At 60.0% G+C, this 16,332-nt stretch carries 12 protein-coding genes and 1 tRNA gene; 5 read left to right on the top strand and 8 right to left on the bottom strand.

Annotated elements, in window-relative coordinates; translation table 11 throughout:
* Positions 1–98: 98 nt before the first annotated feature.
* The gene (locus ACOYNB_RS04105; RefSeq protein ID WP_374257782.1) at positions 99–1,055 is read left to right on the top strand and encodes an alpha-E domain-containing protein; all 957 of its coding nucleotides are present in this window, start codon (positions 99–101) and stop codon (positions 1,053–1,055) included.
* A gap of 66 nt (positions 1,056–1,121) precedes the next feature.
* Here ACOYNB_RS04105 and ACOYNB_RS04100 read toward each other — a convergent pair whose 3' ends face one another.
* The 4 genes from ACOYNB_RS04100 to ACOYNB_RS04085 all read right to left on the bottom strand — a co-directional run bounded on the left by ACOYNB_RS04100 (position 1,122) and on the right by ACOYNB_RS04085 (position 5,559).
* A complete protein-coding gene (locus ACOYNB_RS04100; protein ID WP_374257770.1) occupies positions 1,122–1,394 on the bottom strand; it encodes an oxidative damage protection protein in 273 nt (90 codons plus the stop codon).
* Between the two features lie 34 nt (positions 1,395–1,428).
* A complete protein-coding gene (argA, locus tag ACOYNB_RS04095) occupies positions 1,429–2,814 on the bottom strand; it encodes an amino-acid N-acetyltransferase (protein ID WP_422837848.1) in 1,386 nt (461 codons plus the stop codon).
* A gap of 27 nt (positions 2,815–2,841) precedes the next feature.
* Positions 2,842–3,960: a diguanylate cyclase gene (locus tag ACOYNB_RS04090; protein WP_422837847.1), complete on the bottom strand. Its 1,119-nt coding sequence runs from the start codon at positions 3,958–3,960 to the stop codon at positions 2,842–2,844.
* Positions 3,961–4,071: 111 nt separating this feature from the next.
* A complete protein-coding gene (locus ACOYNB_RS04085) occupies positions 4,072–5,559 on the bottom strand; it encodes an amidase (RefSeq protein WP_422837846.1) in 1,488 nt (495 codons plus the stop codon).
* Positions 5,560–5,608: 49 nt separating this feature from the next.
* On the opposite strand from ACOYNB_RS04085, the gene hrpA reads away from it, so the two are divergent.
* Positions 5,609–9,493, top strand: a complete 3,885-nt coding sequence (hrpA, locus tag ACOYNB_RS04080; RefSeq protein ID WP_422837845.1) for an ATP-dependent RNA helicase HrpA — start codon at positions 5,609–5,611, stop codon at positions 9,491–9,493.
* 16 nt (positions 9,494–9,509) lie between these two features.
* Here the strand turns inward: hrpA and ACOYNB_RS04075 are convergent, their stop codons facing one another.
* Genes ACOYNB_RS04075 through ACOYNB_RS04060 form a run of 4 tightly spaced genes read right to left on the bottom strand, consistent with a single transcriptional unit; the run spans position 9,510 to position 12,583 of the window.
* Complete coding sequence (locus tag ACOYNB_RS04075; protein ID WP_422837844.1) at positions 9,510–10,112, bottom strand: PqiC family protein; 603 nt, start codon at positions 10,110–10,112, stop codon at positions 9,510–9,512.
* Positions 10,109–11,083 carry an MlaD family protein gene (locus ACOYNB_RS04070; protein WP_422837843.1) on the bottom strand — a complete coding sequence of 325 codons (975 nt, stop codon included), beginning with the start codon at positions 11,081–11,083 and terminating at the stop codon, positions 10,109–10,111. Before ACOYNB_RS04070 ends, ACOYNB_RS04075 begins: the two co-directional genes overlap by 4 nt.
* Positions 11,080–11,832, bottom strand: a complete 753-nt coding sequence (locus ACOYNB_RS04065; RefSeq protein ID WP_422837842.1) for an ABC transporter ATP-binding protein — start codon at positions 11,830–11,832, stop codon at positions 11,080–11,082. Before ACOYNB_RS04065 ends, ACOYNB_RS04070 begins: the two co-directional genes overlap by 4 nt.
* Before the next feature lies 1 nt (position 11,833).
* Positions 11,834–12,583 (bottom strand): MlaE family ABC transporter permease, encoded by a 750-nt coding sequence (locus ACOYNB_RS04060; RefSeq protein ID WP_422837841.1) that lies wholly within the window; start codon positions 12,581–12,583, stop codon positions 11,834–11,836.
* Between the two features lie 112 nt (positions 12,584–12,695).
* Here ACOYNB_RS04060 and ACOYNB_RS04055 point away from each other — a divergent pair.
* From ACOYNB_RS04055 to ACOYNB_RS04045, 3 genes are all read left to right on the top strand, one after another.
* A tRNA-Pro gene (locus ACOYNB_RS04055) sits at positions 12,696–12,772 on the top strand.
* A gap of 213 nt (positions 12,773–12,985) precedes the next feature.
* Positions 12,986–13,726: a SapC family protein gene (locus ACOYNB_RS04050; protein WP_422837840.1), complete on the top strand. Its 741-nt coding sequence runs from the start codon at positions 12,986–12,988 to the stop codon at positions 13,724–13,726.
* Positions 13,727–14,006: 280 nt separating this feature from the next.
* Complete coding sequence (locus tag ACOYNB_RS04045) at positions 14,007–16,259, top strand: TolC family outer membrane protein (RefSeq protein WP_422837839.1); 2,253 nt, start codon at positions 14,007–14,009, stop codon at positions 16,257–16,259.
* Positions 16,260–16,332 lie beyond the last annotated feature (73 nt).

Raw genomic sequence — 16,332 nt, 5'->3', positions numbered from 1 at the left:
TGAACGAACGCATTGAAGAGCACCTGCCATCCCACCTCATCGAGACTGAATCTGGGGCATTGCGTGTGAGCAATGCTTCGTATCTGGAGACCAAGCCCATGCTGTCGCGTACCGCCGACCACCTGTTTTGGATGGCCCGCTACATGGAGCGTGCCGAGAACACGGCCCGCCTGATCGATGTGAACTATCAGACGTCCCTGCTGCCGCAGTCCAGTGAGACGGCCACGCAAGGGTGGAAGGGCCTGTTGAGCATCAGCGAACTGATGCCCGACTACACACAGCGGTTCGAGACGGTCAACGCGCGTGACGTGATGGCCTTCATGGTGACGGATGCCAACAATCCATCCAGCATCTATTGCTGCTTGCGTGCCGCACGTGAGAACGCACGTGCCGTGCGTGGCGCGTTGACCACCGAGGTGTGGGAAACCATGAACCAGACCTGGCTGGAGTTCAACCGTCTGGTGAAGTCCGGCTTGCTGGCGAAGGACCCTGGTGAATTGTTCGAGTGGGTGAAATTCCGTTCGCACCTGTCTCGCGGGGTGACTTTGGGCACCATGCTGCAGGACGAAGCCTTTCACTTCCAGCGCATTGGCACCTTCCTGGAACGCGCCGACAACACCGCGCGTTTGCTGGACGTGAAGTTCCATGCCCGCAACACCGAGTTCTTCGGGTCAGGCATTGGCAACGAAGGCAAGGAAGTGGACTTCTACCACTGGTCGGCGGTGCTGCGCAGCGTGTCGGCGTTTGAGGTGTACCGCAAGGTGTACCGCGATGTGATTCGCCCTGAGAAAGTGGCCGAGTTGCTGATGCTGCGTGCGGAAATGCCTCGTTCGCTCGTGCACTGCATGGACGAAGTGGTGCGCAATCTGCGTGCCGTGGGCAACGATCACAGCCAGGAGACCATTCGCCGTGCAGGTCGCCTGCGCGCCGATTTGCAGTTTGGTCGCATTGATGAAATTCTGGCTACCGGCCTGCACGCCTACCTGACCCAGTTCCTGGATCGTGTGGGGGACCTGGGCTACGGCATCAGTCGCGACTTCCTGATGCCATCTTGAGCATCCGGCGCCCATGAAAAAAGCCGACCTGATGAGGTCGGCTTTTTGTTTGGCTGAACGCCAGACTCAGGCGGAAGGCGGGACGTAGCCTGCGACCTGTTCGGCGCCACCGCCGAAGAAGAACTGTTCCATCTGGCGGGCCAGATACTGGCGCGCACGTGCGTCGGCCAGGTTCAAACGGTTTTCATTGACCAGCATGGTCTGGTGCTTGAGCCACATCTGCCAAGCTTCCTTGCTGATCTCGTTGTAAATGCGCTTGCCCAGTTCACCAGGATAGGGAGCGAAATCCAAGCCATCACCTTCCTTGTTGAGGTGCTTGCAGAAAATGGTACGTGCCATGGTGTCGATCAGTGCAATGAATGCAGTGGAAAGATTATTTGAGGTGCTTGACCAGCACTTGTGAGCGCCGGTCCCATTTGTAGTTGCGCTTGCGCGCTTCTGGCAGCCAGTTCGGGTCAACCGGTGCAAAACCACGCTTGATAAACCAATGCATGGTACGCGTTGTCAATACAAACAGTGTGGATAGGCCCATTGCCCGTGCACGCTGCTCGATGCGCTTCAGAATGCGTTCGCCGTCTCCTTGTCCCTGCACGCTGGGCGAGATGGTCAGCGCGGCCATCTCGGCTGTGCTGGCTTCAGGGAAGGGATACAGCGCGGCACATCCGAAGATCACGCCATCGTGCTCAATGACGGTGTACTGCGCCACATCGCGCTCGATTTCCGTTCGACTCCGTTTGACCAGCGTGCCATCTTGCTCGAAAGGCTCGATCAGTTGCAGGATGCCCCCAACGTCATCAGGGGTGGCCTCCCGCAGGCTTTCTAGCTTTTCGTCGACGATCATGGTGCCCACGCCATCATGGGTGAACACTTCCATCAACAGGGCGCCATCGACCGAAAACGGCAGGATGTGAACGCGCTCAACACCCCCTTCACAGGCTTTGACGGCGTGTTGCAGGTAAAACGCGGTGTCAGTGGGCTGTTGCGGGCTGGGCAGGGCGGCCAGCAGCTTGCGGGCGTCGGCCAAGGCCAGTTCCTGGTCAATTTCGGCATCGGTGTCGTGCTGAGCGGCGCCGGCCAGTTCCTGCGCGCGAGACGGGTCTTGCACGATGGCCTGCAGCACACCGCGCACTTCGGTGACGAAAATCAGCTTGTCAGCCTGCAAGGCGATGGCCGCACTGGTGGCCACATCTTCCATGGTCAGGTTGAAGGCTTCGCCGGTGTGCGAAAAACCGAAGGGCGAGAGCATGACGAGCGCGCCGGTATCAATGGCCCGGCGAATGGCCACCGCGTCAATCTTGCGGACGAGGCCGGTGTGCATGAAGTCCACGCCGTCCACGATGCCGACCGGGCGGGCCGTGACGAAGTTTCCAGAGATCACGCTGATGGATGCCCCTGCCATCGGCGTGTTGGGCAAACCAAGTGAGAACGCAGCTTCGATTTCGTAGCGCAGTTGACCTGCAGCCTCCTGGGCGCAGTCCAGTGCGATCGGGTCCGTGATTCGCATGCCATGGCTGAAGCGCGAGGCTTGCCCCTTCAGGCGAAGTTGCTCTTCCAGCTGAGGGCGGAAACCGTGCGCCAGCACGATCTTGATGCCCATGGCCTGCATCAGCGCCAAGTCCTGAACAAAGTTTTCCAGCTTGCCGGCTGCGATCAACTCCCCAGACAGACCCACGACAAAGGTCTTGCCCCGGTGGGCGTGGATGTGGGGTGCCACGGAGCGAAACCAGGGCACGAATGTATGAGGAAAGACCAAGTCCATGGATGCACAAACGGTGAATTCAGCCGCTTATGTTACGGGGTTTGGAAGGCAGGGCGACGTCATCACTTCAATACGGTCTCTGCCAGAGGTCTTCGCTCGATAAAGAGCTTGGTCAGCACGCTCGATGGCCTGCTCGTAAGGCTCGCCTGGCAAAGCTGACGATACCCCTGCCGAGCAGGTGATGCGCACCTCCGGATAGGTTGGCAGCAAAGAGGCTACCCGCAGACGTTGATACATGCGCTCCAGGGCGATCAGCGCCTGTTCGGGCTTTGTGCCGGGATACATCAGCAAAAACTCTTCGCCGCCCCAACGGGCCAGCACATCAAACTGCCGCAAGGTTTGCGATGCCAGTTCAGCAAAGTTGCGCAGCACCTCGTCACCAGCATGGTGTCCGTACTCGTCGTTGACTCGTTTGAAATGGTCAAGGTCCAGCATGACCAATGTGGTGGTCTGACGAAGGCGGTCTTTGCGGATCCATTCGTTGCGCAGCAATTCCTGCATCCGGCGCCGGTTGATGAGGCCTGTGAGTGGGTCGTGCGCGGCAATCACTTGCACTTCATCCAGGACGGAACTGAGCGATTCACGATCGCTGGTCAGCTTGAGTCGCAGCTCGCTGACCCGCTGGGCCACCCACGATGACGCCAGAATGATCACGCAGGCAAAGGTCCATTGCGCCATGTCGGCGACGACATCCATTTGCTGGGGATGGATCAGCCAGTCCAGCGTGACCGCCAAAGCCAGCGCGGACACGCTCACATGACTGACCAAGCGCAAAGCACGAGGCGTCAGGGTGAATTGACCGGGGAGCAGGACGACGGGCAGCACGGCGAGCACGACACCGCGTAGCCGGATGTCGACCGTCAGGTACGCAATGCACGCTGCAAAAATGCAATACAGCAACTGAGCCAGAAACATGTCCGGATCACGGAAATGTTTGGACAGGCCACTGCGGAGCATCCCGTAAAAGAAAACGGCGCCGAACAGCAGGCAGGCTTCCAGCCAGTGCCCCAGGCCTGGCCAGGCGTGATCCGAGTGGACGGCCACGATCGTCAGGCAGGTATGAAACAAATAGAGCAGGCTGACCACGAAGGTCAGCCCAATTGCTTTGTGGCGGCTGGTGTCGGGCCCCAGTAAAAGGGCGGACAACCTATGCTTGAGCGATGCTCTGTTCAAGCTGGAATCTCACTCACTGCGCTTGGCGGCGTGTACTGCTGTTTTAGGACATCGTACACCTTACGCTGTGACAAGAGAATGTGCTTAAGTCGCTGTTGGCAGCCTTCTGTGCGCCCAGGGGCGAGCTTGCTCTAAATGGCTGGCCAGTTGTAGCAAAGTTGCCTCACCGTTTAGCCCTGCGACAAACTGCACACCCAGCGGCATACCGTCCGGCGTCCAGTACAGCGGCACCGACATGGCCGGGCGACCTGTCAGGTTGGCCAGCTGGGTGTAGGGCGTCCAGCCCAGGTTTTGCAGGATGGTTTGTTTGAACGATGCGCTTTGACTCAAGGGGCCGGCAAGTCCCAGTTTGGCCACCACGTCTCCTGCAATTTCCAGTGCTTTGGGGGTTTGCATGCTACCGATTGGCACAGCCGGGCCGTTCAGGGTGGGGGACAGCCAGAGGTCATATTGGCCATGAAACGTTGCCAGGCGTTTGATGTGATCGTTCCAGCGCGCTTCGCAAGCCATCAGATCCACGCCTGATACGCTGCGACCCACGGCAGCCATCAGTCGCGTGTCGGGCTCGAAGTCAGCCAGGGTCGCCCCGGTGGCTTTGCAAATGGCATCGACAAAGTACGCTTGAGAGCAGAACCAGGCTTTCAGGAAATCTTCGGCGAGTTGCACGCCATCGAAAGGTGTGTCCACGGGCGTCACGATGTGCCCCATGTCGGTCAGCAGTTTGACTGCATCTTCCACCGCCGCGACCGCCTGAGGGTCAACCGGGTTGCCTAATGGGGATTGCGTGGTGAAGCCAATGCGCAGACGCTTGGGCGCTTGCTTGATCAACTGGGTGTAGGGCACATCGGGGGCCGCCATGTAGTACGGTGCATGGGGTTCGGGCCCTTGCAGCACGTCCAGCATCGCGGCGGTGTCTCGCACGGTTCTGGAGACGATGCCTTGCTGTGCCGCACCGTTCAGGCCCTCTGCCATCAAGGGGCCAATCGAGATGCGGCCCCGGCCGACCTTCAGCCCAAACAGGCCACAGGCTGCAGCGGGGATGCGAATGGATCCCCCGCCATCGTTGGCGCCAGCCATGGGAACAATGCCTGCGGCCACCGCAGCAGCCGAGCCGCCTGAGGAGCCTCCGGGTGTTCGTTGTGGATTCCAGGGGTTGCGGGCCGGTCCGAAAGCCATCGGTTCGGTCACATTTTTGGCGCCAAACTCAGGCGTGTTGGTCTTGCCGAAAATCACCAAACCGGCATGCTTCCAGCGGCGCACCACGTCGCTGTCTTCCTGGACCACGACTTTGGCCATGACCCGGTTGCCCATGGACGAGGGCAGCCCCGCCATGTCCTGGAACAGGTCCTTGACCAGAAATGGAACCCCGGCGAATGGCGCATCGGGCGAAAAAATGGCCCGAGCCTGACGACGCGCTTGTTCGTCCAGGCGCATGACAATGGCGTTGAGCTTGCGGGTGTCGTCGGCTCGCTTGATGGCCGCTTCCAGCAGTTCGCTGGGGTGCACTTCGCCTCGGCGGACCAAGTCCGCCAGGCCGGTTGCGTCGTAGCGTGCGTATTCGTCGAAGTTCATAGCGGGATAATGCGCACTTTCGCCCTTTTTAGCCCTCCTGTCTAACCCCGTGTCTGCACCTGTCATCACCTTTCCGGAATCTCTACCCGTCAGTGGCAAGCGTCACGAGATTGAGGCGGCCTTGCGTGAGCATCAGGTCATCATTGTGTGCGGTGAAACGGGCTCGGGCAAGACCACGCAGTTGCCCAAGATTGCGCTGGCCATGGGGCGGGGTGGCTGGGGGCAGCCGCGAGATCCGAAGGCGCCGCGCCATTTGCGTCCCAAGCTGATCGGGCACACGCAGCCTCGACGGATTGCGGCGTCCAGCGTTGCCAAGCGCATTGCCGAAGAGCTGAACTCGCCGCTGGGCGAGGTGGTGGGCTACAAGGTGCGCTTCCAGGATCGGCTGCAGCCGGGTGCCAGCGTCAAGCTGATGACGGACGGTATCTTGCTGGCCGAAACTCAGGGCGATCCAGACCTGCTGGCCTACGACACCCTCATCATTGATGAGGCGCACGAGCGTAGTCTGAACATCGACTTCCTGCTTGGCTACCTGCGCCAGTTGCTGCCTCGTCGACCCGATCTGAAGATCATCGTCACCTCGGCCACGATTGATGCTGATCGGTTTGCCAAGCATTTCGAGTCGGCCAAGGGGCCGGCACCCGTCATCATGGTGTCGGGGCGCTTGTTCCCGGTCGAACAGCGTTACCGCCCCTTTGAAGAAAGCCGCGAATATGGCTTGAACGAGGCCATCACCGACGGGGTGGACGAGCTCTGGCGTGAGGGCAATGGCGACATCCTCGTCTTCTTGCCCGGCGAGCGCGAAATCCGCGAAGCGTCTGACCACCTTCGCAAGCACCTGGCCGAGCACCGCACCGTGGCCGAGGTGCTGCCCTTGTTTGCCCGCTTGAGCCAGCAGGAGCAAGACCGTGTCTTTCAGACCGGTGGCCCCAAGCGCATCGTGCTGGCCACCAACGTGGCCGAAACCTCGCTGACCGTGCCGGGCATCCGCTATGTGATCGACGCAGGTCAGGCGCGGGTCAAGCGCTACAGCTTCCGCAACAAGGTCGAGCAGCTTCAGGTCGAGCCCATCAGTCAGGCTGCGGCCAACCAGCGTGCCGGTCGATGCGGCCGGGTCGCCAACGGCATCTGCATCCGTCTTTACGACGAGAAGGACTTCAACGCGCGTCCGCGCTTCACCGACCCCGAAATCCTGCGCTCGTCGCTGGCGGGGGTGATCTTGCGGATGAAGTCCCTGCACCTGGGGCATGTGGAAGATTTCCCCTTCATCGAGCCACCGCTGCGCAAAGCCATTGCCGATGGCTACCAGTTGCTCAACGAACTGGGGGCGGTCGATGACAACAACGAGATCACCAAGCTCGGGACCGATCTGGCGCGTCTGCCGCTCGATCCACGTGTGGGTCGCATGATTCTGGAGGCCAAAGACCGCGAGGCCCTGTCTGAAGTGCTGGTGATTGCGGCGAGCTTGAGCGTGCAGGATGCACGTGACCGGCCGATTGATCAGCAACAGCAGGCCGATCAGAAGCACAAACAGTTTGACGACGAAAAGTCCGAGTTCATGGGCACGCTCAAGCTGTGGAAGTGGCTGGATGAGTCGCGCGGGGGGCATGGTCACCATGAGCCTGGGCAACCTGAAAAGCACAAGCTCAGCCACCGCAAATACGAAGCCTTGCTGCGCGACAACTTTATCAACCCGCGCCGGGTGCGCGAGTGGAAAGACGTCTACACCCAACTCCACACGGTGGTGGCCGAGCACAGCTGGCGTCTGAACACGGCGCCTGCCACGTACGAGCAAGTGCATCTGTCCTTGCTGTCAGGCTTGCTGGGCAACGTCGGCTGCAAGAGCGACGACGATGAGTGGTACCTCGGAGCCCGCGGCATCAAGTTCTGGAAGCACCCCGGCGCCAACCTCAGCAAGAAGCCCGGGCGCTGGATTCTGGCGGCCGAACTCGTCGAAACCAGCAAGCTCTACGGCCGTGGCATTGCCAACATCGACCAGCCTTGGTTGGTGCAGATGGGCGGGCATTTGCTGAAAAAGCAGTTGCTTGAGCCGCACTGGGAAAAGAAGGCCGGCGAGGTCGTGGCGCTGGAGCGGGCCACGCTGTACGGCCTGGTGGTCTACAACAACAAGCGCGTCAACTTTGGCCTGGTCAATGTGCGCGAGGCGCGCGAGATCTTCATCCGCGAAGCCTTGGTTGCGCAGGAATGGGAAACACGTTTGCCCTTCCTGGCGCACAACCGCAAGCTCATCAGCCAAGTCGAGCAACTCGAACACAAATCACGCCGGCAAGACGTGCTGGTGGACGAGCACCTGATCTACGCCTTCTACGACGCGCAGATTCCGCCCGATGTCATGAGCGGCCACAGCTTCGAGCACTGGTACAAACAAGCCAGCCGAGAGAACCCCAAGCTGCTCTACCTCAGCCGTGAAGAGCTGATGCGACACGAGGCCGCCGGTATCACCAGCGCAGCCTTTCCGAAATATGTGCGCATGGGCGGTGTCGACTGTGCGGCCACCTACCTGCACGAGCCGGGCGATGCCCGCGATGGCGTGACGGTGACCGTGCCCATCTACGCGCTCAACCAGGTCAACGAAGAGCGTGGTGAGTGGCTGGTGCCCGGCATGCTGAAAGACAAGGTGCTGGCGCTGGTCAAGAGCTTGCATCAAAAACCGCGTGCTCGCCTGGTGCCCTTGCCGGACTACGCCGAGGCTTTTGTGCAAGCGGTGGAGTTTGGCCAAGGCAGCTTGATGGACGCCTTGCTCAAGGCCGTGCGTGACAAGACCCAGTTGGATGTGAAGCGCAACGACTTCAAGCTCGACATGCTCTCGCCCCACCTGTTCATGAACTACCGGGTGGTGGACGAGCACGGTCGCCAGCTGGGCATGGGGCGCAACCTGGCGGCGTTGAAGGCGGATTTGGGCTCCCTGGCACGTGGGGCGTTCCAGGCTTTGGCGGCGATCAAGACCAAAGCGGTGGCACAACCTGTCGCCGCGACGGAGCGCGAGGCCGCGACAGCGCGTGCGACCCCTGCGGCCTCTCGGCCCCAGCGTGTTCCGAACCCGCAGAGCAAGGCTCCTGCTGCCTCGCAAACCTTCACCGACTGGACATTTGGTGAGTTGCCTGAGCTGATGGAAATTCAGCGCGCTGGCCATACCCTCATTGGCTTTCCTGCCCTGATCGACAAAGGTCAGCACGTCGAAATCGACATCTTCGACGAGCCGGATGTGGCTGCAGCCAAGCACCGTGCCGGTTTGCGCCGGTTGGTCGCTTTGCAAATCAAAGAGCCGCTGAAGTATCTGGAAAAGAACATTCCGGATCTGCAGAAGATGGCCATGGCTTACATGAGCCTGGGCACCGCCGACGAACTGCGTGACCAGATCATTGCCGTGGCCATGGACCGTGCCTACCTGGCTGATCCCTTGCCCACCGATGCCGCCAGTTTCAAGGCGCGGGTGGAAGAGGGGCGTACGCGCCTCAACCTGATCGCTCAGGAAGTGGCGCGTTTGGCGGGCACCATCCTGGTTGAATACGCTGCCGCCACCCGCAAGCTCAAAGACGCCAAGCCGCCCAAGGACGTGGCCGACGACATCGCCGGGCAACTGCAACGCCTGATGTCCAAACGCTTTGTGGTGCAGACACCTTACGTGCAACTGCAACACTTCCCTCGGTACCTGAAGGCCATCACCTTGCGCTTGGACAAGCTCAAGGGCGATCCCGCGCGTGATGCCCAGCGCATGACCGAACTGCGTCCGCTGGATCAGCGTTACACACGTCGCCTGGCTGAACTCAAAGGCGTGCTGGATGCCCGCACCGATGAATTCCGTTGGTTGCTGGAAGAGCTGCGTGTGAGCCTCTTCGCGCAAGAGTTGCGTACGCCCCAGCCCGTCAGCATCAAACGACTGGAAAAAGCCTGGGCTCAGATTTCTGCCTGAGGCCGGTCGCGCGCCGTCATGGGCGCTGTGCTGCGCTGATCTGCTCTGCCAGACGGACTGTCAGCCTGGATAAGGCGGCGGCGTAGGCCTCGGCACTGAGCGCCGGCAAGGGTTCGTTCAGCGTCAGGCGCGTGAGTGCAGGTGTGCGAGCGAGGTCGATCTCACTGACCCACCACACGACCGAGGCGCGAACCGAGTGGGTCTCTTGCTGCGCATCCAATTCGTCAAAGCGGATGTGAAGGGTTCGGGTGGGAGCGGCGGGGCTCTGGCTGCAGGGCGCTTCACACACGGCCAGTTGATGGGACAGTGCACGAGTCAACTGGCGAGTCAAGCCCACTTCGATGCGCTCGGCCCACCGCACCTGGGGCCACTCGCTCAGCGTGGCCGGCCCCTCGCGGAAGCGTACGCGGTTGGTCTGCAAATACTCCGGAACTTCGATGCGCGCGACCGCCCAGTCAGGGTGGAGGGTGCGCATGGTGCGATGGTTGGCGGCATCAGCAGGCAAGGGCAGGGACAGCAACGTGATGCCCGGTGCACTTTGGCGAGCGCAGCCGCTCAGCGCGATCAGGCCGCTGACGAGTGTGATGACGCTCCAGCGTGTCAGGGTCTGGCACATCATGGCTGGCTCCTTCCAAAAAGCAGGCTGCTGGGGTCGGCATCCAGTTGGTCTGCAAACGAACGCATGGTGCGGGCGGCTTGAGACAGGTCCTGGGCAGCACTGCTCAAATCGGTGCGCAAGGTGGAGCCTGGTGCGCTGAAATCGGCCAGTTGACGCATGGCACGTTGCGCTTCCTCAGCTGCTTGTTTCGATGCGGTCAGCGTCTGGCGCAACCCTGGCTGGGCATCTTGCAAGGTTTGCCTGGACGTGTCGCTCAATTGCTGAATCGAGGTCAAGGTCAGATTCGCCTGAGTCTGCACCTGAGTCAAGGCAGCTTCGGCCGCTTGCATCGTCTGACGAGCTTGTTCACCCGTGAGGCGCAGTTGCTTGCTGCTGTTCTGGATCGCCGTCTGACTGACCTTCAGGGTCTGATCCAAGGTGGCCATCGTTTGACGCAATTCGGCAACCAGATCCCCCAATGGCAAGCTTTGAACCTGGTTCAACAGAGCGTCGAGCTTGTCTTGCACGGTGGGAATTTCAGGCAGCGGAGCCTTGTTACCTGCGACCAGGACCCCTGGGGTCTCCGGCTTGAAATCCAACTCCACGGCAGTTTGCCCGGTGACGATGCTCTGCAAAATCAATCGAGCCCGCAGGCCTCTGGATACCAACTCCGGGAGGTCAACGGCTTGGGCAGGCTCTCCTGCACGTCCGAGTTGCAGGGTGTCTGTGCTCAAGGTCAGGCGCACGGGGATGCGAGTGATCAACGTACGTGGATCGACCTCAACCCCGATGTGCGTGACTTCGCCCATCTTGACGCCCCGGAACGTGACGGGGGCACCGATGTACAAGCCCTTGACGCTACCGCCAAAGTAAACCATCGCCTGGTGTCGCTGAGTAAACAGGCTCGACTTGTTCAGGGTGAGGATGCCCACCACGATCAGCACCACCGTCAGCAACAAGAAGGTGCCAACCCAAAAAGCGTGACGTTTCATGGCGTCTTGATCTCCTCGCGGTGCATGAATGCGCGAACGGTCGGATGCGTGTTGTCGTCTCGCATCTGTTTGGGCGATCCGTATGCGATGGGCTGTTTGCTGTCTGCATCCAGAAAGATCCCGCTGTCGGCCAAAGCATAAATGCTTGCCAACTCATGGGTGACGATGACGATGCCTGCGCCCGTTCGATCTCGGATGTCCAGGATCAGTCGGTCCAGCTTGATGGAGCTGATGGGGTCCAGTCCAGCCGAAGGCTCGTCCAGAAAAAGCATGTGTGGGCGCGCCACGATGGCCCGGGCGAGTCCCACGCGTTTTTTCATGCCACCGCTGAGATCTGCGGGCATGCGATCACGTGCTTCAGCCATGCCAACCCACGTCAAAACTTCGAGTGCGCGAGCCTGCTGCTCCTCGGCGGTCAGGCGGTTTTGGACCTGCAGAGGCAACAGAACGTTGTCCAGCACCGACATGGAGGACCAGAGCGCAGCACTTTGAAAGAGCACGCCGATGTCTGCGCGCAGTTGGGCGCGCACCGAGTCCGAACTTTGCCAGTAGTCCTGGTCGCCGTAGAAGACGTGCCCATCTGTGGGTTCAAGCAGTCCGATCAGCGACTTCAACAGGGTGCTCTTGCCACAGCCACTGCCTCCCATGACAGCCAGAATCTGCCCGGGGACCAATTCGAGGTTGATGTGCTCTTGCACCAATGCAGAGCCATATTGAAGACGCAGGTCGTGCACGCGAAGCAAAGGCATGTCAGATCCTTAGCGCATCGGCGCACACGGCAAACACAGCATCCACCGCAATCACACCCACGATGCCTGCCACGACGGCTCGTGTCGTGGCTCGCCCGACGCCCTCGGCATTGCGCGCGGATGTCAGGCCGTAGTGACAGGCCGCGAGCGAGACCAGTGCGCCAAACGCCATGCTCTTGAAAAAGCCCAAGCCAAGATGCGCTGCAGTCAGTGCAGTCATGCTGCGATCAAAGTAGGCAGCAGGGGCCAAGTCAAGCAAAGAGGCACTGACCGCATAGCCGCCAAGCAATCCGCCCACACATGCAAACAGATACAGCAGGGGCAGCAAAGTCAGAAGGGCCACCACGCGAGGCAGCACCAGAAAGTCCACCGCGTCCAATCCCAGCACTTCCAGCGCATCGATTTCTTCGTTGGCTTGCATGGAAGCCAGTTCTGCAGCAAAGGCTGCGCCTGTTCGACCACACATGACCACAGCCGTGATGACCGCAGCCATTTCTCGTGAAACGGCAATGGCGACCAGATCGGCGACAAAGATGCCCGCGCCAAATCGAGTGAGTTGTACGGCGCCCACAAACGCAATGATGGCGCCGACCAGCACATTGACCACGATCACGATTGGCAATGCCCGCGCACTGGCATCAGCCAGAATCCTCGCCAAGTCCTGCGTTCGGAAGCGCCAGCCGTGGCGCATGCCTCGTCCTACAGCGAGCGAGGTGTCGCCGAGCAGCGCAACAGAACGTTGAAATGCCATGACCATGTGCACGTTATAGCGTGCCCCATGAGTGCGAAAAGAACACACAAACAGATTTGTAGGCTGCGCTGTATATCAATGATCAAATTCAGGCTACAATAGATTTCTCAGTCGGGGCGTAGCGCAGCCTGGTAGCGCATCTGCTTTGGGAGCAGAGGGTCGTGAGTTCGAATCCCACCGCCCCGACCACCTTTTTAACGGGCCAACATCGTGAGATGTTGGCCCGTTTCTATTTTTCGGTCCGAGTTGGGTTTTTGTGACGTTGTGAGGCGGGAGGGTTAACCCTATTCGTCCTTTTTGCAACGACATGTTTTTGACCTGTGTCGTGCGGTAGTGTCTGGGGTGATCGTGGGTACTTCTACCCAACGTTGCTCAATGCTTTCACCCTCTGCGGGATACCTCATGACCAAGTCAGCTTTTTTCTACGCCCAACCCACGTTGCTCGACCGTGAAGTGCATCGGAACCTGAAGGTTCAGCCCTTGAATGACGTGCGATTTGCCGCTGAGGCGACGGCTGTCCCTGTGCTGGCGGTGGAGTGGGCAGAAAGCTGCCTTGAATATCCGATCGTGTTTTCCAAGGGCAAGGACGATCAGTGGATGTCGCTGGCCGTGACGGGCTTGCGCGACGGGCAAAACCTGTTCGTGGATGCCGACGGTCGCTGGTCAGGTCGTTATGTGCCTGCTTGCCTGCGTCGCTATCCGTTTGTGCTCGTTCAGGACGGCGCCTCGGCAGACAAACTGGGTGTGGCGATTGACTTGGGCTCCCCAGCGGTAGGTGAAGACGTTGAGGGCGGTGTCGCGCTGTTTGAGGATTCGGGTGAGCCCGCGCCGGCGCTGCAATCCGTGTTGCAACTGCTCGGTGAGTTCCAGACTCAAGCTGGGGTCACGCATCAATTCATTCAACGATTGATGGATGCCGGCCTGTTGGTCGAGACCAATATGGAGGTCAAGGGCCGCCATGGGCAAGTCGCCAACCTGCTGGGTTCTTGGGTGATCAATGAAGCCAAATTGCGTGAACTTGACCAAGCCCAGGTGTTCGAGTTGTTCCAGTCGGGGGAGTTGGCACTGATTTATGCCCACCTGCTGTCGTTGCGCAACCTGATTGGCATGTTGGAGCGCCAAACCAAACTCGCAGCGCATTGATCTGAAATTCAGTGCATTTCGCATGGCGGGGTGGTGTCACTGAACTTGGTGCGCTGTGTTTACACAATTCGCCAACTATTTACACCCTCCGCCTGCGGTGCCGGACCGATTTTTGCTGGTTTTTCCGAGCGAACCGGGCGTCGTGCTAACTAGAATGCAATGTTAAGTGTTGCAAACCTCGTTACACGTCTGTAACGAGTCCGATTACCAACCGATTGACCTTGTCAACCAAATAATGGCTGCAGAGACAACATCAAATCAGCGGACAGCGCTGCCGGGCTTGAAGAAACTGGTGGCCGTGATGGCGTTGGCCGGGTTGAGTACGTCCGTGCTCGCAGGCGCGTTGCAGGGCGTGGCGATTCGCGCAGATGGAAACGTGCTTCGCTTGCAGGTTGAAAGCGAACAGGGCACCTTGCGAGAGTCTGGTGTGACGCCAGAGGGGCGCCAGTTGGTGGTGAGCCTCAAGGGCGTGTCTGCCGAGCAGGCCCGCAAGCTGATTTCTGACAAGTTGGGTCAGTCGGTCAAGGCCGTCAAGCAAGTCAAAGTGGTGGCTGATGGACGAGATGATTCCCGTCTGTTGATTGACCTGACGGAATCCTTCGACCTGTTGGACGAAACCATTGCAGCGGTGGGTGGCAAGGTCAGCCAATGGGAACTGGTTTTGGCGCGTCGTGCCGTCAAGGATGAGTTGGCCAGCGTCGACTTGAACATCAAGGATGGCGAGATTGCGGTGTTGCTGCGCGGCGGCAAAGAGCTGCAGGCGCAACCTCAGTTGCTGAGCAAGCCTCAGCGTTTGGTGATTGACTTCCCCAAACTGAGCAAAGCGCACCTCCAGGAGGCTTTCAAGGGAGTCACGGTCGATCCGCAGGTGTTCAGCTCTCTGGAATTCCTGCCATTGACCAAGGCAGGTGGCACGCGAGTGAGTCTGGCGTTCAAGGAGCGACGTAACCTGGTTCTGGCTGAGCCGGGCGTCAACCGCTCTGAAACGGGCACAGCGGTGTTGCTGGCGGTTGCACCGCCGCCGCCTCCTGCAGCGCCGCCTGCGCCAGTCGTGGTGCCGGAGCCGGTGCCTGAGCGAGTGGCCCAGCTGGAGCCGCCCAAGCCTGAGCCTGTTCCCGAAAAGCCAGTGGTTGCCACAGACAAGGGCCGCGAGCCCATGGGCACACTGCGTGAAGTGAGTCCGATTGCTTTGGCTGGCGCCGTGGAGGCAACGCAACGATCAGGTGCTGAGCCTCAGACCATCGGCATGATGGACTTGTTCACCAAGGGTCTGGAAAGCGATCCGAAGTATCGCGCTGCCAAGGCCGACTATCTGGCCAATGCCGAAGCCAAGGCTCAGGCGCTGGCCGGCTATTTGCCCACAGCCGCTTACGACTTCCAGCGCACACAGCAGAACCAGACGATCAACAGCTCCAACATCGCTGCGTATCAGTCTTTGCAAGGGCAGACTCAGCGCTACCCGGTGACCAGCCACACGCTGACCATCAATCAGCCCATCATCAAGGCGGCGTCCTGGGTCCAGATGGAGCAGGCCAAGGTCTCTGTGGAGCAATCTCGCCTGTTGCTGGTGGCTGCCGAGCAAGACCTGATCTTGCGCTCCGCAACAGCCTATCTGAACATGATGGCGGCGCAAGATGGCGTCGAATTGGCCCGCTCCGAGCGTGAAGCCAGTGAGAAGCAAGCCCAACAAGCCAAGGTTCGTTATGACTCCGGCCTGGGGACGGTGACACAGTTCCATGAAACGCAAGGTCGTCTGGCGGTGAACCAGGCCCGTGAACTGGACGCCACGAACAAGCTGGACGATGCGCGTGGCGCGCTTCGTGAAATCGTGGGCTTTGATGTCACGAGCTTGCAGCCGTTTGCCGGTGACATCGAGCCATCCGTGCCGCAACCCATGCAGGTCGATCCCTGGGTCGCTGCCGCTTTGGAACAGAACCTGGCTTTGCAAGCGCGCTTGATGGCCAAGAACATCGCGTCCCTGGAAGTGCGTCGTCAACAGGCGGGTTACCTGCCCACCGTGAACTTCACGGCAAGCTACTCCAAGGAAGATTCCGGTGGCTCCTTGTTCCGCGACACCACGGGCAAGGACATGGGTAAGAGCAACATCAGCAACATGCAGTTTGGCGTGCGTTTGAACATGCCTCTGTTTGAAGGCGGCATGACGAACTCACTGGTGCGGGAAGCCGCGGCCAAGATGAGCAAGTCCGAGGAAGAGTACGAACAGGAACTGCGCAAGACCGAGCGTCAAGCCAGCGCTGCGGTGCGAGGTTTGCTCACCAGCGCGCAGACGATGACGGCTTTGCGTAAGTCACTGGTTGCTCAGGAAAGTGCGCTGGAGGCCAAGGAAGAGGGCATGCGCACAGGCCTGTATTCGATTGTTCAGGTGGTGGATGCACAGCGTCTGTACTACACCGCCAAGCGTGACTACCTGCAAGCGCGCTATGACTACCTGTTGAATCGTCTGAAGTTGAAGCAGGCCGTTGGCTCTTTGAGCCGTACGGATCTGGAAGATTTGGCTGCCTTGCTGAAGTAAAGCAACGCGCTCGCGCCCTGTGCACTTAACGCCGACAAAGCGATGGCTGATCCACCCAAGGTTCATCGCTGAG

It is taken from the genome of Aquabacterium sp. (assembly GCF_049317225.1).
In the GTDB taxonomy this organism is placed as follows: Bacteria; Pseudomonadota; Gammaproteobacteria; order Burkholderiales; family Burkholderiaceae_C; genus Aquabacterium.
The sequence above is the reverse complement of the archived record's forward strand: the minus strand, read 5'-3'. Positions and strand labels throughout refer to the sequence as shown.